The following is an 18,013-nucleotide window of genomic DNA, read 5'->3' on the forward strand; positions in this document are numbered from 1 at the left end:
TGCACTCGCCTTCCCAGCGTTCTCTGTAGGGCATCGTATCCCTCGGGCGTTCGTCCATCTCGTAGGCTCGTGCCCCGTGGCAACACCTGTGAGGACGCGCCCTCTGGGCAGAACGCGCGTGGAGCGTCTACCCGAGTGGACGATTGCGATCGTGCTGGCCCTGACGGTCGCGGCCGTCGCGACCGTCCCCCGGCTGGTGAACAACCGGTTCTACTACTCGGGCGACATGCTCGAATCCTTCGTACCCTCGTGGCATCGAATCGGATCCGAACTGCGATCCGGTCAATGGCTCGCAATGAATCCCGACGCGTGGACCGGCGGAAACTACGCAGGTGAAGCCGCGTACGGCCTCTACAACCCGGTCAACCTCTCAAACTACGTTCTGACGTCGTACTTCGAGAACCTCTCGACGGCCGCGTTCGTAGTCATGGTGGAGTTCCTCGCGCTGTTCGGCGTTGCAACGTACCTCCTGAGCAGGGAGTACGGGGCTCATCGCGGTCCTGCACTCCTGGCCGGACTCACCCTGCCCTTCGGCGGGTTCACGCTCTTCTACGAAGCAGGCGGATGGCCGTCCGGAATGATGGCCGTGGCGTGGGTGACTCTGTTCTGGTGGTCGGCGCTCAAGCTGTCCAAGGGCCGTACCAATCCGTTTGTCACGTTTCTCATCGGTGCGCTCACGATCAGCATGGGTAATCCGTACGCAGCGTTGGGAGCCGTGATCGTCCTCGCGGGCCTGGGTCTCGAACTCCTAATCGGCCGAGCATTCCGTCGCCTGGCCGTGTTGATCGTGACGGGGGCATGCGCGGGCACAGCCGCGCTCGTCACCTACCTTCCACTGTTTCTCAGCGTCGATGTGACGACACGAGCCGGCAACAGCGGCATCAGCAACGACACGTTTCTACAACCGCAACTGGGTGCCCTGGCGGGATCGAGCAGTCCGACTTATTTGCCGGTCATCATGACGTTCGACGGGCCCATCGAGATCCTTCCCTCGATCTACCTGGCTTGGTTCGTACTCCCGCTTCTTCCGTTTCTACGCTGGGGCCGGGTACGAGAGATATTCGCTTCCAACGCATTTCGTCGACGGTACGGCACCCGCCTCGTCAGTCTCGCCGTCGTGACCGGGGTGTTCTTCCTACTGACCTTCGGCCCGTCGAACGTCGGAATGTTCCGGTGGCCCATTCGGCTGATCGAGTATCTGTATCTCGGAGCGTTCGTCGCGCTCACGCTCGTGATGTCCCTCGGGTTGGCCAAAGACCATGTACGACGCCGCCTCCTCATCTCGGCCGCGACCGTCGCCTTCGGGTTCTACATGGCATTCTCGTCGTCTCCGGCCCTGGCCGGGCGGCATGCACTCGCCGTTCTCGTCGTGCTCCTTGCCGGCACCGTGTCGTTCATGGCGTGGCGCCGGTGGAACATGGCGGGGCTCGTGACAGGACTGACGATCGGCACCGTCGCCGTGATGATTCTTCAGGTGGTCTCCCTCGGCCACGACGTCGACGACGATTCCCGCCAAGACCCGTCGAGCACCACCCGGTTGTCCGAGCGTGCCGAGGAGTACCCGGGCACCGTTCTGCAACTGGCAGAGCTGGAGTACACCGAGGCGTCCGACGTGACGGACGGACGCATACTCTTCGGGAACGAAATCTTCGCGTCTACAGTGGATTCGAGCATCAACTCCTACACCGGCATCGGTTTCACCGAGTTCCAGAACGCGCTGTGCATGGACTACCGAGGCGGAGTATGCCCGGAGCTGTACGACTCCCTGTGGCAACCGGTTACCGAAGACATCCCCGTTCCGCTGGTCGACTACCTGCGGGTCGACACGCTCGTGGTCCAACATGCGCTTGTGCCGGCCGCCGCCAGCGCGCCCGCACCGCAGGGATGGCAAGTGAGCGATCGTGACGACGTGCGCACGGTCCTGACGCGAACCACGCCGAGCACTCTTCCCGGCACGGTTTCGTTCGTCACCCCCGGCGTCGCGGTATCCGACGGTGAGATCGGCCCTCGGTCGGAGACCGTCGACGTGTCGGGTGACGGCGGTGAGATCACGTTCGCGCGCCTCGCATGGCCGGGCTACAGCGCAACGATCGACGGCACTGCCACACAGGCCGATTCCGGTTGGCACGGCCTCCTGCGGGTGAACGTGCCGCCCGGCGACCACGAACTGACGATCAGCTTCGCACCCCCGCGTCAGCGGTTGTCCATCGCAGCCTTCGGACTCGCAGCGCTCGTGGCACTCTTGACCGGTGTGGCCACCGCCGTCGATCGACGACGAAAGAAGTTCTCTCGCAAGTAGTTCAGGACCGAGCCGACAGTGTTGCCTCGTGAACCGCGCGGTGCGACGGCAGTATCCGCCGGCGTTCGGAGTCGACATCGCCGGTGCCTGCTATCAGAGACAGGAACTGGTTCAGCTGCGCCGAGAGCGGCTCCTCGCTGTAACGGATGGTCGGGATTTCGATGACCGTCTGCTGCTGGTACCCGTCGCGGTCTGCGGGCATATCGTCGGCGATGTGACGATAGATCGTGATGTCACGACGCAGCAGGTCGATCTCGATCAGGCGATCTGCTTCGAGCAGCGACAACTGCCGAATCTTGCGCTGACTGACCCGGCTCGCCGAGATCGTCGCGACCGCACCGGAATCGAATCGTAGAACAGCATCCGCACAGTCCTCCGCCTCGTTCGCTCGCGAAGCCGAGTTGAAGTATCCGAACTCGCCGCGAACTCGAACCGGCTCGGCACCGACGAAACCGATCGCAAGATCGACGTCGTGAATCAACAGATCCGTCGCCACACCCGTCGCGATGCGAGATACGAACGGCGAGTGCCGAATTCCGTTGACCTGCCACACGTCACCCGCGAACTCGCGCGCCGTTCGGACCGCCGGGTTGTATCGCTCCAGCAACCCACACATCAACGGAACACCCGTACGGGATGCGCGGTCGACAAGATCGACGCTCTGCTCGTACGTCGCAGCCAGAGGCTTCTCGACCAACACCGGCTTACCGAGATCCAGCACTCGACCGGCGATGTCGTAGTGGGCAGGCGTGGCAGCCGCGACGACGACGGCATCGATGTCCTTCAAATCGTCGAAGTCCGCCGCCCATGCCGTCCCGAATCGCTCTGCAACAGCACGACCTTGCTCAGCGCGTGGCTCGACGAGGAGTGCAAGTTCGCACGCCGCCGACTGGGCAATGACACGTGCGTGCAACGATCCCATCTGGCCGGACCCGACGAGGGCTATGCGCGGGCCGGAAGTAGCTGACATCGGTCAAGCCCCCATGATGTTTCGAACCGTGTCGACGATCTGGTCGATGTCGGATGCGGACAGGCGTGCGTGCACCGGAATGCTGAGGCAGCGGGCAGCCACCGACGTCGCCACCGGAGTGTCCTCGATCATCACTCTGGGATGGTCGCGGTAGCAGTCGTAGTCGTACACCGTCTTCGGGTAGTAGACGCCGCTGCCGATGTCGTTCTGCGACAGTCGTTCGGCGAGTTCATCACGGTCGACGGGCGCGTCGTCGTCGACGAGAACCGTGAACTGGTGCCACACATGACCGCGCCCCGGAAGTTGGCTCGGGAGAGTCAATCCGGCGACGTCCTTCAGCCCGGTCAGCAGCAGATCTGCGTTCCTACGACGTTGTTCCACTTGCTGCAGATAGGTATTCAGTTGCGGCAGAGCGAGACTCGCCTGTAGGTCGGTCATGCGGTAGTTGTGGCCCACGACCTCGTAGACGTACCGCGCACGCATCCCCTGGTTACGAAGAACTCGCAGACGGTCGGCGACCGCATCGTCGTCCGTGGTGATCATTCCACCTTCGGCCGTGGTCAGGTTCTTGGTTGCGTAGAAGGAGAAGCACCCGGTACCGAACGTTCCCACTCCTTTACCGTCGAACGTCGCGCCGTGCGCCTGAGCCGCATCCTCCACCACCGCGAGGCCGTGCCGACTCGCGACCGGCATCAGTGCACCCAGGTCTGCGGCTTGGCCGTAGAGGTGAACAGGCATGAGCACTTTGGTTCGATCGTTGATTCTCTCGGCCGCCGCGTCGGCACTGACGTTGAAGTCCGACTCGTCGATATCGGCGAATCGGGCGGTCGCTCCCGATTCCAGGATTGCGTTGAGCGTCGCCACGAACGTGAAGGGAGTGGTGAGTACCTCGTCGCCGGGACCGAGATCGTGAACCTGCAACGCCGCGACGAGCGCAGTGGTGCCGTTGTTGACAGCCACCGCATGACGCGCGCCGACCAACTCGGCGAAGCCGTCCTCCAAACGCTTGACCTTGGGACCCTGAGCAACGATTCCCGACCGCAGAGTGTCGAGCACCTCACGCTCGACATCCTCGCCGAACGAGATGCTGGAAATAGAAATCACTTCGGGTCCCCTTGGAATACGACATTCGCGACCGAGCAGCGGCCGATTCGGAAGATCACACGTGGACACTATCGAACGCGCGGCTCACTGACCCCCGGCGTGGCCCACGAGTACTGTTTTGATTTTGCTTCGATTGCCCCTGCGAGGGCATCCGATCGACCGGAAGGACCGTCCTGGTGTCAGCGAGTTCCGTGGGCAACGATTGTCGAATTCACTCGACGGCGGTGGTCGGAGACGGCGTCCGAATCGGAGACCGCGTCACGGTCGGGCCCTATGCGGTGCTCACCGGCCCACTCGACATCGGCGACGACTGCTGGATCGGTGCGCACACCGTCCTCGGAGCTCCTCCAGAGATCAACGGACATCCCCATTTCTCCTCGTATGCCGATGTCAGCGACGGATTCGGAGTCGAAATCGGACCGCGTACGACGATCCGCGAGCTCACAGCCGTGCACAAGGGCAGCGAGCGGACCACGACGATCGGCGCTGACTCGTTCATCATGAATCGAATTTCCGTCGGCCACGACTGCCAACTGGGGCATCACACAGTTGCCGCGCCTGCCGTCACGTTCGGTGGCCACGTGACTCTCGGCGACGGCTGCAACATGGGCATGAACAGCACGATCCATCAGCGGCGAGTCATGGGCTCGGGCGCGATGGTCGGTATGGGCGGCATCGCAACCAAAGACATTCCGCCCTTTGCCACCGTCGTCGGCAATCCCGCCGTGATGCACGGCGCCAACTCGGTGGGGATGTCTCGGAAGGGATACTCCGAAGCCGACATTTCCCTCGTGACCGCTGCGTACTCGAGCGGGACGCTGCCCCAGCTCGACCGATTGAGTACCGATACCGCCGACGCGTACACCTGGTGGTCGGCGCTGGTGACCAAACCGTTGTTGCACTAGTCCTACGCGTCTGGCGGGCCACGAGCTCGCCTGTTGCTATCGTCGGAGGATCATGACGTCTTCGCGGGAGGGTGACCCGGTAAGCCCCACACCTGGGCCGGCACCCGGTGATGTAGTTCCCCGACGCAGTGGCCGTGCTCTGTTGGGCGCCGTCGCGAGGGTTCTCGTCACTCTGGCCATCGTGGTCGCGATCGTCTTCGCGGTGAAATCGCAATGGTCCGAGGTACGCGAGACGATCGACCGACTGAGTTGGTGGACACTCATCTTGTCGTCGGTGTTCGTCTTCCTCGGCATGGGCGCTGCCGTGAGGGCCTGGCAACATGCCCTCGGCGCGTTGGAACAGCCGATCCCGGCGTTCGACGCCGCCCGCTGCTACCTGGTCGGCCAGCTGGGAAAATACTTGCCGGGGAGTGTCTGGGCATTCGTCCTTCAGACCGAGCTGGTCCGCCGAGCGGGCGTGTCGCGCGCAGCCGGTTTCACGGCCGTGCTCGTGACGGTCGGCCTCAGCACCACGTCGGCACTCGTCGTCGGGCTTCTGGGACTACCTGCGCTGTTTCAGGTCAGTACGGTTGCGGCCGTCGCGGTCATCGTTCTGGTGCCGATAGCACTGGTGTGCGCATATCCCCCGGTTCTGACGCATTTGGTGAACCTCGCGCTGAAGATACTGCGTCGCCCACCGCTGAATGCTCCCCTTACCGTGCGCAAGATCGGCTTGGCGCTGGGTTGGTGCGGGGCGAGCTGGGTTCTGTACGGAATTCACCTGTGGATCCTGGCGTCGAGCACTGCCGGTTTTCACTTCGGCGGCCTGGTCCAATGCGTCGGTGCGCTCGCGCTCGGAATGTGTGCGGGCGTACTCGTCGTCGTCGTGCCCTCCGGAATCGGTGTCCGTGAAGCAGTGATCGTCGCGGCACTGTCTCCCTTCATGGACGCGGGCGTGGCGCTCGGTCTTGCCCTCGCATCACGGCTCGTGTTCACCCTGTGCGAGGTCCTCGCCGGTGTCGTTGCAGCGTTGTCGGGTTCGCGCGTTCTGCGCAATGCCCTCGTCCACGAGCACTCACGGGTAGCGCATCCGGTCAAGATGTGACTGCAGCAGGCGCCCACACGCCGACGAAACTGCCGCACGCAACTGCCTGACCTCGTAGTCGAGAACGAATATCGTTCAGCACACCGGTCGGGTCCGCTATCGGCGCCGTTGTCGGCACGGCATCAGGCACAGGTTGTGCCTCTGCCAACTGCTCCGGCGTCACCGTCGCGAACAGCACGAGATACGAGCCGTTCTGCTGGAGTCGATCGGATTCCTCAGCAATTCGCTCGCGTGAGTCGGCTATCAATTCGAGCGGCAGCAGCCAATCCATCGGGAACGGATTGCGAGCTTTCAGAACGGGATAGACGAACGAATTGTCGGGCAGAACAGCGACATTGTCGGCCGGGTAGTCCTGCACGCACGTACGCATCTGGTCGAGGTAGGCAAGGGTGCTCGGCGTCGATTCGATCCCACGCATCTCGGGAATTGCGGCACCCAGTCCAGCGACCAGTTCACTCCGAGGGCGATCGCGGTAAGGGCTACGCGCCTGTTCTACGACGAGAAATCCTGCAGCACTGACCAAGACGACAAGCGCGGAACAGGGCGCGGCAGCTCGTCGAAACCAAGTGCCTTCCGGGCTCGTCGTGTGTCTCGACACCAGTTCGACGGTTGCCAATGCCATGCTGCCGCCGAGCAAGGTCGGCGAATCGTAGCCCCAGGACAAACTGGCCATCCACGCCAGCAGCAACAAGCCCATGGTGCGCCACGGCATGGATCTGCGTACGACGGCGTCGACGACGACGCTGCAGGCGAGCATCCAGAACAGGACAACACCCCAGGTCCCTGCCCGCTCCAGTCGGCCCTCCGCCACTACCAGAACCAGCAGAGCCGCTGCAGCGCACAGAAGTATCCGCGAAGCCCAACTCCGCCGAAGAGCACTGGGCACAAGCGCAATCGCGATGGTCACCACTGCGAACACCGCCACTACGGCGACGACGGACGTCGAGACTCCCGGCTCGATCAAGCGACGACCGGTCGCGGCGACGCCGCCGGTCAATTGGGAATACATGTCGCCGAATCCGCCTGCGGCAGATACCCCTGCGAGATAGACCAGAGGAAATGCAGCAAGAACTCCGATGTCGATCGCCAGACGAACCGGGCGCACACCATTGCGGACGGCGGGATGGACGCACAGGACGACAAGGCCCACGATCACCGCAGGAACGAACGACTGTTTCGTAATCGAGGCGAACCCGAGAAGAAGAAGACCGAAGCGGTACACGACGGTGCGATCGGTGCGCAAACCGAGATCCAATGCCCACCAACCACATACGACAAGGAACAGTCCGTCGATGGTGTGCCAGGGGTTGAGCGGAAACAAATGGATGTTGACGAGCGCGGCCGCCGCAACGAGCATCGTCCGCGCTGCAGTCCACTGCGTCACAGGCCGATCGGCGATCCACGCAGCAAGGACAACGGTCATGACGACCATCTGCAGGGTCGCGATGGCGACCGACACCAGATACATCGGCCCAGGAAGCAAGACATCCAGCGTGTGGAGATACGCGGAACCCAAGGGCCGCGCAGAAATGACGTCGAGATGCGGGATCTCACCGTTCAGGATTCGCCAGCTCTGGGCCAGCACGAACCCTTGGTCGGTGGGATTGAATCCGAACCGTTCGACGCCCAGTACCAGCGTGGCGCTGAGCGCGACGATCCACAGCACATGCACAGCGATCCGTCCCGAGACTCGGGCGGTCGAATCGCTCTCGGTCGCGCCGTTCTCGACCGGCTGCTTCATCACACTTCGACGACCGATTCCGTTCGCGCGTAACCACTTTCGGTGGCATCCTTTTGCGGTCGCCACCACTGCTCGTTCTCTCGGTACCAGTCGATGGTTGCTTTCAGTCCGCTGCTGAAGTCCTGATACGTCGGCGTCCACCCGAGTTCGGTGCGCAGTTTTGTGGAGTCGATGGCATAGCGGAGGTCGTGTCCGGGGCGATCGGTGACGAAATCGAATGCGTCAGCAGTCTGCCCGGTCTCCTCGAGGATCGTTTCGAGGACCTCAAGGTTGTTCTTCTCACCATCGGCGCCGATGAGGTAGGTCTCGCCGAGAACACCTTTGTCGATGATGGTCCAGACGGCGCTGTTGTGGTCGTCGACGTGGATCCAGTCGCGAACGTTCTTGCCTTCGCCGTACAGCTTGGGACGCAGACCGGAGAGGATGTTGGTGATCTGGCGTGGGATGAACTTCTCCACGTGCTGGAAGGGGCCGTAGTTGTTGGAGCAGTTGGAGATCGTCGCCCGGACACCGAAGCTGCGTGCCCACGCTCGGACCAGCAGGTCGCTCGACGCCTTCGTGGAGGAATACGGGCTCGACGGGTTGTACGGAGTGTTCTCGGTGAACCTGGCTGGATCGTCGAGCTCCAGGTCGCCGTAGACCTCGTCGGTGGAGATGTGGTGGTAGCGCACGTCGTGCTGGCGGACTGCCTGCAACAGAGTCGTCGTGCCGACGACATTGGTGTGCAGGAACGGCCACGGGTCGGCCAGTGAGTTGTCGTTGTGCGATTCGGCGGCGAAGTGGACGACGAGATCCGACTGTGCGACGAGTGATTCGACAACGTCTTTGTCGGCGACGTCGCCTTCGACGAACTCGATCTTGTCTTCGACGCTCCCGAGAGACGCCCGGTTTCCGGCGTAGGTCAGCTTGTCCAGCACCGTGACCTCGACGTCGGGGCGCTGGGCGACAGTCAGATGGACGAAGTTCGCGCCGATGAACCCGGCACCCCCGGTCACGAGCAGTTTCATGACGATGACCATACCGGTGCGCCCACTTTCGGGCCGATCGTGTCGGGCGACCGTGTTACCGTTCCGGCGACTTCGGGGGGAGTGTCGGATGGGGCTCGGAAAAAGACTGTTGTTGCTCGCAGCCAGCTTGATCGTATTCAACTTCGTGCTGTGGGGAATACCGAAAATCGCACCCACGGTGCCGGAGCGGTACGAGGGAGTGCCGGCGGTGGCGGTGCCGCCTGCCGCTTCTGACACCGCTGTTGCGACCACGCCACCAACCTTGCCGTCGGGCTTTCCGTCCATGGAACGGCCTCCGCCGAAAATCGAGGTCCCCGACGGACAGCCCCAACCCATTGCGACGAAGTTCGGATTGACGTACGACGTTCCGGCAGACTGGCGCAATTCCTCGACAGGAGTTGTCCGCTGGACGACAGGCGACAAGTCCGTGACATACGGCGCCATTGGGGACTACGGCTACGGCCACTGCCCCGAAACAGACGGCTCGACGCTTGCAGACACCGGGATGACCGGACGAAACGGGGTCGACATTCACACCGCCGCGCTGGAGGCGGCTCGCGGGGCCGAAATCATCTTCGGTGATTCGCAGGGGGCTTCGACACCGGCACTCACCTACTCGCCACCGATCGAATTCTCGATCGACGACAAGCCTGCGGTTCGCTACACAGTCCGCGCAGACAACATTCATCGCCGACATGACTGCGATCCGACGCAGGCCATATTCGATGTCGTTGCAACAGCTGGATATGCCACCGCGGCCGTTGCCGTCTTCATGGTCGAACTGGACCAGAACATCGAGGGCGCACTTGACCACTCACTAGCTGATTCGATCATTTCGACTATCCGACCCAGCGATCACACACCAGGAGAATGACGTGGGCGACGAACTGCTGAGAGCGGACTCTGTCGAAATCGCAGGCTTGGGACAACTCGTAGATCGGATCGGTCAGGAAACACTGGCAATTCATCGCTACATCGGCGACCATGCCGGGCTCAGTGACACCATCCCGGGCCAAATTCTGCAACGGCTCGCGCCGTTCATCGCTTCGTACCAGGAATACACGCGATCTCGTCACATGCACCTGGCTTCGAACTGCAGTTACATCGGCGACGAGCTGAAGAAGGCTGCCTGGTTGTACGACGATCTGGAGAAGAGGAACTACGACGCTCTGAACGCTCACACCGACCTACTGCCTATGCCGTTGGCGAAACCCGGGTCGTCCAGTCAGGCAGCGATCGGCAACGTCGGGGAGTACGTCGACACCGTCGACTACGGATCGCCATCGGGAATCGACTATCCACCGCCGAATCCCGCGATCGACGACATCTGCGAGGCCATCGACGAAGCAGCGGGGTGGCTCGGTGAGGTGGATACGACGATCTTCGAGTTGACAGATTGGAGTCCGTTGACTGAGGTCGTTGCTCCACTGAGCGGCAACTGGAACGAAATTCGCCGTCTTGGAGAGGCATTCGACATCGCCGGAAGCGCAATGGAGGCAGCGGCAGAATCACTGGAATACGGCGTCGGTCGTGTCGCGCCGCATTGGGATGGCCTGGCGGCGCAGTCCTTCGAGGAGTACTCCCGTCGGCAGAGTGCAGCAATGTTCTGGGAAGGCCCGTGCGGACGGACAATTCATGCCCTCGCGGAGGCGATAGCAGAGAAGATCAAACTGGGCGTGCAAACCGTCGTCCGCAAGCTTGCCGAGATGCTCGAAGCAGAAGTCGATCTTGGATCCGGTCGATCAGCTATGAAGGTTGTACTCAAGAAGGTCCCCGTTCTCGGGACTGCGTGGCAGGCGGCGACCATTGTCGAAATCATCTGGAAGACAAGGGACCTCACGATGGATCTGGTTCGGCAGATCGAAGAGGTCATCGATCTGTTCGGCCAATTTCTCGATGCCATTGCCGATCCAGAAGGCCAGGTCGGCCGTACCGTCGACCGCTATCTCGCACCGTTCAACAACTATCTCGACATGGGGAAGGTCGGCGTCGACACTGCGAAGACCGCGAACATCGTCCCGTTGTTGGAGACGCCGGAGAGGCGTTTCACCGTCGGCGAGGGAACGAAACCTTGGGAGGACGCGTGATCGACCCGAAAGACACTCCCGCGCACAGCCGCGCCCTGGACGCAATCGCACGACTGGAAGCATCGAGGCGTCGTGCGGAAAACACAGTCATCGGGGCGCCGCGCGAAAAGACCACCGTCACCGTCGAACTCCTCCGACGACTGGCCGGTTCGAAGTACGCGTCGCCGGAGCTTCGGTCGTTTGCCATATCGGTAGCGACGGGAGACAGCAGCTGGGACCGAATCGAGGTCGACGCGCAACCGCTTCCGCCCGAGGTATCGGACATGCGCGCAGATCCGATGGTCATCTGGCCGCGCCACTGGCCGCTTCCCTCGGACGACGAGCCGTACCGCATCCCGTGGCAGTGAACGCGCGCCCACCAGCAGGATCTGGGAGACTCCCCGGTATGCGGGGAATCATTCTGGCGGGCGGAACCGGCTCGCGTCTTCATCCGATCACCCAGGGCATCAGCAAGCAGCTCGTGCCGGTCTACGACAAACCGATGATCTACTACCCACTCTCGACGCTGATCCTGGCGAACATCCGCGACATCCTCGTCATCACCACCCCGCAGGACCTCGAGCAGTTCCAGCGCCTGCTCGGCGACGGCTCCCAGTTCGGCATCGACCTGACCTACAAGGTCCAGCACGAGCCGAACGGTCTCGCCCAAGCCTTCGTCCTCGGCGCCGACCATGTCGGCACCGACAGCGCAGCGCTGGTACTGGGCGACAACATTTTCTACGGCCCAGGACTGGGTTCACAACTCGGCCGGTTCGGCGACATCGACGGCGGCGCCGTCTTCGCGTACGAGGTCAAAGACCCCACCGCGTACGGTGTCATCGAATTCGACGCTGCCGGCAAGGCCATCTCCTTGGAGGAGAAACCAGCGGTCCCCAAGTCCAACTTCTCCGTCCCGGGCTTGTATTTCTACGACAACGACGTCCTGGCCATCGCCCGCGACCTGCAGCCGTCGGCGCGTGGGGAGTACGAGATCACCGACGTCAACCGGCACTACCTCGAGGCAGGCCGCCTGGCGGTCGAAGTGCTCCCGCGTGGCACGGCGTGGCTCGATACGGGCACGTTCGATTCGCTGCTCGATGCCTCGAACTACGTGCGCACCATCGAACAGCGTCAGGGATTGAAGATCGGCGCGCCCGAGGAGGTGTCGTGGCGACGCGGGTTCATCAGCGACGACGAACTGCGGGTGCGTGCGGAGAAACTCGTCAAATCCGGGTACGGGCAGTACCTGCTCGATCTCGTGGCGAGGGGAAGTGACATGAGTTTTCGTGAACTGAAGATCTCCGGTGCGTTCGAGTACACCCCACGCCAGTTCGGTGACGATCGTGGTGTGTTCTTCGAATGGTTCAAATCGTCCGCGTTCGAAGGTGCGGTGGGTGCGCCGTTGGAGCTTGCGCAGGCGAACTGTTCGGTCTCCGCTGCTGGAGTGCTCCGCGGTATCCATTTCACCGATACCCCGCCGGGTCAGGCGAAATACGTCACCTGCGTCAAGGGTGCGTTCGTGGATGTGATCGTCGATCTGCGGGTGGGGTCGCCGACGTTCGGGCAGTGGGACAGTGTGCTCATCGACGACGTCGACCGGCGTGCGGTGTTTCTGCCGGCAGGGCTCGGGCATGCGATTTTGTCGTTGGAGGACGGTTCGACGGTGATGTATCTGTGCTCGATCGAGTACACCCCGTCGCTGGACCGCGATTTGAACCCGTTGGATCCGGACCTGGCAATCGACTGGCCCACCCTCGCCCGCGACGGGTCAGCGTTGGAGTACCAACTCTCCGACAAGGACAAGGCCGCTCCCTCACTCGCCGAGGCCATCGACGCCGGATATTTGCCGAGGTACCAGGGCTGAACGGGTGACCGAACGGCTCATTCGGTCACCATCGGGCGAGCTCGGACCAACAACCGCGCAGGTTCCAGGCACTCGCACTGGTTGTAACCCGTGCGAACGACTGGAACCCGTGCGTCAGCGAATTTTGAAGATCACCGCGCGCTGGACGACGAAGTTGATGACCGTCGCGGTGCCCTGAGCGACGACGAAGGAAAGGTTGGCGAACCAGAAACCGTCAGGAAAGGCCTGGTAGAGCCACGTGTAGATACCGACCTGGACAGCAAAGGTCACGGCATACAAAGCGACGACGGCAAAGAAGCGGGCCCTGGAAGGTGCGGCATTGAACGTCCAGCGACGGTTGATGAGGTAGGCCGTCGTGGTTCCCAGGACGAAGCCGATAGCCTTGGCCAACGTCACACCCACACCGAAGACGAAGTGCAGGAGCAGGTTCACGCCCTGGTCGACGATGGCAGACAGCACACCCGTCGCCAAGAAGCGGATGATCTGCGTCTTCAGGTCCATGGCCTCGTCGGCGATGTTCTCCGTCAGTGGCAATTCGACGGGCAACGGGACGTGGTGCTGCAACTCCGAGTCTTCGGCTGACCAGTCGTCGTTCGGCCGGTCGTCGTGCGAGGGGGTGGACACGATCACTGAGACTAGCCGTCGTAGGGAGCGGGTACCCTCTAGACCGATGTCCACGACAGCCGACGACGCACTCTTCCCCCTGGAACCACAGGCACGGAACACTGCGCCGCTACCCACGCAGACCCGCACGATCTCCGGTTTCGGGCGCACCGCGCCTTCGACGGGTGAGGTGCTCTCGACCTCCGATCCCGAGCTCATTGCGAACGCGGTGAAGCAGGTCGCCGAGCAGAACGACAGCAAGCCGTCCTACCTGCAGCGCGGAGTCATCGCGCGCGGACTGGGACGCTCGTACGGAGACAACGCGCAGAACTCCGGCGGCCTCGTCATCGATATGACGGCACTCAACCGCATCTACAGCATCGACGCGGGAACACGCATCGTCGATCTGGACGGCGGCGTCAGCCTGGACCAGTTGATGCGGGCTGCTCTTCCGTTCGGACTGTGGGTTCCGGTGCTGCCGGGTACGCGTCAGGTCACCATCGGCGGTGCTATCGGATGCGACATCCACGGTAAGAACCATCACAGCGCCGGAAGCTTCGGCAACCACATCCGGTCGATGGAACTGCTCACCGCCGACGGCCAGATCCGGCACCTGACTCCGTCGGGCAAGAATGCCAAGCTGTTCTGGGCAACGGTCGGCGGCAACGGTCTGACCGGCATCATTCTGCGGGCCACCATCGAGATGACGCCGACCGAGTCGGCCTACTTCATCAACGATGGCATCCGCACCGAATCGCTCGACGAGACCGTCGCGGCGCATCAGGACGGCACCGAGGACAACTACACGTACTCGAGCGCGTGGTTCGACGTCATGAGCGGCCCGCCCAAGCTCGGCCGGGCCACCATTACCCGTGGCTCGCTGGCGAAGTTCGACGAGCTTCCTGCGAAACTGCAGAAGGATCCGCTGAAGTTCGACGCCCCGCAGCTGTTGACCGTGCCGGACATCTTCCCGATCAGTGGCCTGAACAAGCTCTCGATGAGCATGATCGGCGAGGCCTACTACCGCATGGGCGGGAATTACACCGGCAAGGTGCAGAACCTGACGCAGTTCTACCACCCCCTCGACCTCGTCGGTGAATGGAATCGCGGCTACGGGCCCAAGGGTTTCCTTCAGTACCAGTTCCTGGTTCCGACCGAAGCTCTCGAAGAGTTCAAGGACATCATCCGCTTCATTCAGCGTTCGGGGCAGTACTCTGCGCTCAACGTGTTCAAGCTGTTCGGTCCCGGAAACAAAGCGCCACTGAGCTTTCCGATGGCCGGCTGGAACGTTGCGATGGACTTCCCCATCAAGGCAGGCCTCAACGAGATGGTGCGTGAGCTCGACAAGCGCGTCCTCGAATTCGGCGGACGCCTGTACACCGCGAAGGACTCGCGCACCACTGCCGAGACCTTCCACTCGATGTACCCGCGGATCGACGAGTGGATCAAGGTCCGCCGATCCGTCGACCCCACAGGCGTTTTCGCCTCCGATATGGCCAGAAGGTTGGAACTGTTGTGACGATAGATGCCGTCGGGAACCCCCAGACGATTCTCGTTCTCGGTGGTACGAGCGAGATCGGTCTCGCCATCACCGAGGAGTACCTGTCGAAGTCCCCGGCACGCGTCATCCTCGCCGCGTTGCCGAACGATCCCCTTCGTGACAGCGCCGTCGCGCAGCTGACCGCCAAGGGCGCGAAGTCCGTCGACGTCATCGATTTCGACGCACTCGACACCGCCTCGCACGCAAAGGTCATCGACGACGCCTGGTCCAAGGGTGACGTCGACGTCGCGATCGTGGCGTTCGCCGTGGACTTCGACGCCGAAGAGCTGTGGCAGGACCAGCGTCGAGCTGTCCTGACCGCGAACATCAACTACACCGCCTCCGTCTCGGTCGGCGTTCTGCTGGGCCAGAAGATGAAGGCGCAGGCCTACGGCCGCATCATCGTCATGTCCTCGGTGGCAGGCGAACGCGTGCGTCGCAGCAATTTCGTCTACGGATCCACCAAGGCGGGTCTCGACGGCTTCTACCTCGGTCTCGGAGAAGCGTTGCGCGAGTTCGGCCCCCGCGTCACGGTGATCCGTCCCGGCATGGTGCGCACCAAGTTCAGCGCGCACGTCAAGGAAGCCCCACTGACTGTCGACAAGGAAGACATCGCCAAGCTGGCGGTGGCCGCGTCGCAGAAGGGCAAGGATCTGGTCTGGGCTCCCGGCCCGTTCCGTTTCGTGATGATCGCGCTGCGGCACGTCCCGCGTCCGATCTTCCGCAAACTCCCTATCTAGATGAAACGGGCGCTCGGCACGGCCGCCGATGGCGTACTAGCCGCACTCGTCGCCGCGATCGTTGCGACTGTCGGCCTGTACGCCTTCTCGCTCGTCGACTGGCCGGCGTTCAACTCGTCGAACGTCACTCGTGCGCTGACGTCACTCGGCCAGGTCGTCTGCGCAGCGGCACTTGCCGTTGCCATCGTCCTGTACCGACGCGGCGTGTACGAGTGGCTCGCGAAAGTACTGTCGTGGGCAGGGTTGTCGGGCTTCGTCACAGTCACCCTCGGCATGCCGTTGGCCGCGACAAAGCTGTACCTGTTCGGTATTTCGGTGGACCAGGAGTTCCGCACCGAATACCTGACGCGCCTGACCGACTCGGCTGCACTGCGTGACATGACGTACGCGGATATCCCGCCGTTCTACCCAGCAGGGTGGTTCTGGATCGGCGGACGCGTCGGGAACCTGCTCGGCATGGACGGCTGGGAAGTGTTCAAGCCCTTCGCAATCGGGTTCCTGGCCGTCACTGCCGTCGTGGCGTTCACACTCTGGAAGCAGTTGGTTCGTACCGACCTCGCCGTTGCCGTCAGCGCCGTCACCACCGCTTTGGTCGTCGCCTACGCGTCCCCCGAGGCCTACAGCGCCGTCATCGCACTGCTCATCGCGCCGGCATTCCTGCTCGCGTGGGGTGCGCTGAGTCGGCCCCACGTTCGCTTGAATGGTCCCTCCACGCTGACAGATCGTATGAATAGACCATTCGAGCGATCAGGGGCTCCGGCCGCCGACCGCGTCGATGGACCATCGAAGCCATCTGATCGTATGAATGGGCCATTCAAGCGATCAGGGGCTCCGGCCGCCGAGCGATCAGGGGCTCCGGCCGACCACCGGTCCGGAGTCGGAACCTGGGGCTGGGGCGCGGTCATCGGAACCGGCCTGTTCCTCGGACTTGCTGCGACGTTCTACACCCTCTATCTGGGCATGGCAGCGTTCGCGATCACTCTCATGGCCGTCGTATCGGTATTCCTTGCGGTTCGCAGCGAAAAGACTTGGCGCGCAGCGATTCCCATTGCACTCAGGCTCGTCGCTATTGCTGCGATCTCGGGTCTCATCGCACTAACCGTCTGGTTTCCCTACCTGATCGATGCGCTTGCAGGCACCCCGTCGACGTCGGGGACTGCACTGCATTACCTGCCCGAATCGGGAGCCGAACTGCCGTTCCCGATGCTCGAGTTCTCGCTGCTCGGTGCGCTGTGCATGGTGGGCACGCTGTGGCTCGCGGTGCGAGGAGCGACGTCGAGGCGAGCGCAGGCACTCGGGATAGGCGTCGTCGCCGTATATCTGTGGACCCTGCTGTCCATGGCGGCTGCCGCTGCGGGCACCACCCTGCTGAGCTTCAGGCTCGAAGCGGTGTTGATCGTATTATTGGGCGCTGCAGGGGTTTTCGGGTTCGTCGAGGGCAGCCGAGCGATCTATCAGGCGATAAACGAGCCCGCCAGGTTCAAGATCGCGGCAGTCGTAGTAGCCACCGTCGGTGCACTGGCGTTCGCTCAGAACATTCCGCAGGTGCTGCAGACGGAGATCACCGTCGCATACTCGGACACCGACGGGGACGGGGTACGCGCCGACAAGCGCCCACCCAGTGCTGTCTCCTACTACGGCGACGTCGACCGAGCGATCACCGAGCAACTCGGAAGACCTCGCGACGAGACGATCGTGCTCACTGCTGACACGTCGTTTCTCAGTTATTACCCGTACTTCGGGTTCCAGGGTTTGACCTCGCACTACGCAAACCCGCTTGCACAGTTCGACCGGCGCGCGGCGGCCATCGAAGAGTGGACGACCGCCGAGACCCCCGACGAGTTGGTCGAAGCGCTCGACAGCAGCGAGTGGCCCGCACCCGATGCCTTCTTGTTCCGCCGCGGTACCGACGGATACACCCTGAGATTGGCCGAGGACGTCTACCCGAACGATCCGAACGTACGCCGCTACACCGTCACCTTCGACGAGGCGTTGTTCGAGGATCCTAGGTTCAAGGTCACCGATATCGGTCCGTTTGCCCTGGTCACGCGCACCACATAGGCAAATCACATAACGTTCACGTAACGTTC

The 18,013-nt window shown here is 62.6% G+C and carries 15 protein-coding genes and 1 pseudogene; 11 read left to right on the top strand and 5 right to left on the bottom strand.

Features of this window, described 5'->3' with window-relative positions:
* Positions 1 to 76 precede the first annotated feature (76 nt).
* The gene (locus tag D8W71_RS02420) at positions 77 to 2,299 is read left to right on the top strand and encodes a YfhO family protein (RefSeq protein ID WP_236077673.1); all 2,223 of its coding nucleotides are present in this window, start codon (positions 77 to 79) and stop codon (positions 2,297 to 2,299) included.
* A 1-nt stretch (position 2,300) separates the two neighbouring features.
* Here the strand turns inward: D8W71_RS02420 and D8W71_RS02425 are convergent, their stop codons facing one another.
* Together D8W71_RS02425 and D8W71_RS02430 are read right to left on the bottom strand one after the other, a co-directional pair.
* The gene (locus tag D8W71_RS02425) at positions 2,301 to 3,269 is read right to left on the bottom strand and encodes a Gfo/Idh/MocA family protein (protein WP_121110698.1); all 969 of its coding nucleotides are present in this window, start codon (positions 3,267 to 3,269) and stop codon (positions 2,301 to 2,303) included.
* Between the two features lie 3 nt (positions 3,270 to 3,272).
* Complete coding sequence (locus D8W71_RS02430) at positions 3,273 to 4,373, bottom strand: DegT/DnrJ/EryC1/StrS family aminotransferase (RefSeq protein ID WP_121110700.1); 1,101 nt, start codon at positions 4,371 to 4,373, stop codon at positions 3,273 to 3,275.
* 176 nt (positions 4,374 to 4,549) lie between these two features.
* Between D8W71_RS02430 and D8W71_RS02435 the strand changes: the two genes are divergently transcribed.
* Both D8W71_RS02435 and D8W71_RS02440 read left to right on the top strand, forming a co-directional pair.
* The gene (locus D8W71_RS02435) at positions 4,550 to 5,278 is read left to right on the top strand and encodes a DapH/DapD/GlmU-related protein (protein ID WP_121110702.1); all 729 of its coding nucleotides are present in this window, start codon (positions 4,550 to 4,552) and stop codon (positions 5,276 to 5,278) included.
* A gap of 52 nt (positions 5,279 to 5,330) precedes the next feature.
* Positions 5,331 to 6,362 (top strand): lysylphosphatidylglycerol synthase transmembrane domain-containing protein, encoded by a 1,032-nt coding sequence (locus tag D8W71_RS02440; protein ID WP_121110704.1) that lies wholly within the window; start codon positions 5,331 to 5,333, stop codon positions 6,360 to 6,362.
* Here the strand turns inward: D8W71_RS02440 and D8W71_RS02445 are convergent.
* Together D8W71_RS02445 and rfbB are read right to left on the bottom strand one after the other, a co-directional pair.
* Positions 6,352 to 8,103 carry a hypothetical protein gene (locus tag D8W71_RS02445; RefSeq protein WP_121110706.1) on the bottom strand — a complete coding sequence of 584 codons (1,752 nt, stop codon included), beginning with the start codon at positions 8,101 to 8,103 and terminating at the stop codon, positions 6,352 to 6,354. The two genes, D8W71_RS02440 and D8W71_RS02445, sit on opposite strands and share 11 nt — an antisense overlap.
* On the bottom strand, positions 8,103 to 9,110 hold the full coding sequence (rfbB, locus tag D8W71_RS02450) for a dTDP-glucose 4,6-dehydratase (protein ID WP_121118426.1): 1,008 nt from the start codon (positions 9,108 to 9,110) through the stop codon (positions 8,103 to 8,105). The genes D8W71_RS02445 and rfbB overlap by 1 nt, the downstream gene beginning before the upstream one ends.
* Positions 9,111 to 9,198: 88 nt before the next feature.
* On the opposite strand from rfbB, the gene D8W71_RS27795 reads away from it, so the two are divergent.
* The 5 genes and pseudogenes from D8W71_RS27795 to D8W71_RS27805 all read left to right on the top strand — a co-directional run bounded on the left by D8W71_RS27795 (position 9,199) and on the right by D8W71_RS27805 (position 13,040).
* On the top strand, positions 9,199 to 9,984 hold the full coding sequence (locus D8W71_RS27795; RefSeq protein ID WP_236077674.1) for a hypothetical protein: 786 nt from the start codon (positions 9,199 to 9,201) through the stop codon (positions 9,982 to 9,984).
* A 1-nt stretch (position 9,985) separates the two neighbouring features.
* Positions 9,986 to 11,197, top strand: a complete 1,212-nt coding sequence (locus D8W71_RS02460; protein WP_236077675.1) for a hypothetical protein — start codon at positions 9,986 to 9,988, stop codon at positions 11,195 to 11,197.
* Positions 11,194 to 11,544: a hypothetical protein gene (locus D8W71_RS02465; protein WP_236077676.1), complete on the top strand. Its 351-nt coding sequence runs from the start codon at positions 11,194 to 11,196 to the stop codon at positions 11,542 to 11,544. The genes D8W71_RS02460 and D8W71_RS02465 overlap by 4 nt, the downstream gene beginning before the upstream one ends.
* 38 nt (positions 11,545 to 11,582) lie before the next feature.
* A pseudogene (rfbA, locus tag D8W71_RS27800) lies at positions 11,583 to 12,452 on the top strand (glucose-1-phosphate thymidylyltransferase RfbA); the annotation flags it as partial.
* On the top strand, positions 12,453 to 13,040 hold the full coding sequence (locus D8W71_RS27805) for a dTDP-4-dehydrorhamnose 3,5-epimerase family protein (protein ID WP_236077888.1): 588 nt from the start codon (positions 12,453 to 12,455) through the stop codon (positions 13,038 to 13,040).
* A gap of 114 nt (positions 13,041 to 13,154) precedes the next feature.
* On the opposite strand, the gene D8W71_RS02475 is transcribed toward D8W71_RS27805, so the two are convergent.
* Positions 13,155 to 13,664, bottom strand: a complete 510-nt coding sequence (locus D8W71_RS02475) for a GtrA family protein (RefSeq protein WP_442972009.1) — start codon at positions 13,662 to 13,664, stop codon at positions 13,155 to 13,157.
* A gap of 46 nt (positions 13,665 to 13,710) precedes the next feature.
* On the opposite strand from D8W71_RS02475, the gene D8W71_RS02480 reads away from it, so the two are divergent.
* From D8W71_RS02480 to D8W71_RS02490, 3 genes are read left to right on the top strand one after another with little or no spacing between them, the layout of a single operon-like run.
* Positions 13,711 to 15,162 carry an FAD-binding oxidoreductase gene (locus tag D8W71_RS02480; protein ID WP_121110712.1) on the top strand — a complete coding sequence of 484 codons (1,452 nt, stop codon included), beginning with the start codon at positions 13,711 to 13,713 and terminating at the stop codon, positions 15,160 to 15,162.
* Positions 15,159 to 15,923: a decaprenylphospho-beta-D-erythro-pentofuranosid-2-ulose 2-reductase gene (locus tag D8W71_RS02485; protein WP_121110714.1), complete on the top strand. Its 765-nt coding sequence runs from the start codon at positions 15,159 to 15,161 to the stop codon at positions 15,921 to 15,923. Before D8W71_RS02480 ends, D8W71_RS02485 begins: the two co-directional genes overlap by 4 nt.
* Positions 15,924 to 17,984, top strand: coding sequence for a galactan 5-O-arabinofuranosyltransferase (locus tag D8W71_RS02490; RefSeq protein ID WP_121110716.1), 2,061 nt, complete (start codon positions 15,924 to 15,926; stop codon positions 17,982 to 17,984).
* Positions 17,985 to 18,013 lie beyond the last annotated feature (29 nt).

The sequence above is a fragment of the Rhodococcus sp. P1Y genome (assembly GCF_003641205.1).
GTDB lineage: Bacteria > Actinomycetota > Actinomycetes > Mycobacteriales > Mycobacteriaceae > Rhodococcoides.

Coding starts and splice junctions, on each gene's coding strand:
- D8W71_RS02425 (WP_121110698.1), bottom strand. CDS start 3,269: ATGTCAGCTACTTCCGGCCCGCGCATAGCCCTCGTCGGGTCCGGCCAG.
- D8W71_RS02440 (WP_121110704.1), top strand. CDS start 5,331: ATGACGTCTTCGCGGGAGGGTGACCCGGTAAGCCCCACACCTGGGCCG.
- D8W71_RS02445 (WP_121110706.1), bottom strand. CDS start 8,103: ATGAAGCAGCCGGTCGAGAACGGCGCGACCGAGAGCGATTCGACCGCC.
- rfbB (WP_121118426.1), bottom strand. CDS start 9,110: ATGAAACTGCTCGTGACCGGGGGTGCCGGGTTCATCGGCGCGAACTTC.
- D8W71_RS27795 (WP_236077674.1), top strand. CDS start 9,199: ATGGGGCTCGGAAAAAGACTGTTGTTGCTCGCAGCCAGCTTGATCGTA.
- D8W71_RS27805 (WP_236077888.1), top strand. CDS start 12,453: ATGAGTTTTCGTGAACTGAAGATCTCCGGTGCGTTCGAGTACACCCCA.
- D8W71_RS02480 (WP_121110712.1), top strand. CDS start 13,711: ATGTCCACGACAGCCGACGACGCACTCTTCCCCCTGGAACCACAGGCA.
- D8W71_RS02490 (WP_121110716.1), top strand. CDS start 15,924: ATGAAACGGGCGCTCGGCACGGCCGCCGATGGCGTACTAGCCGCACTC.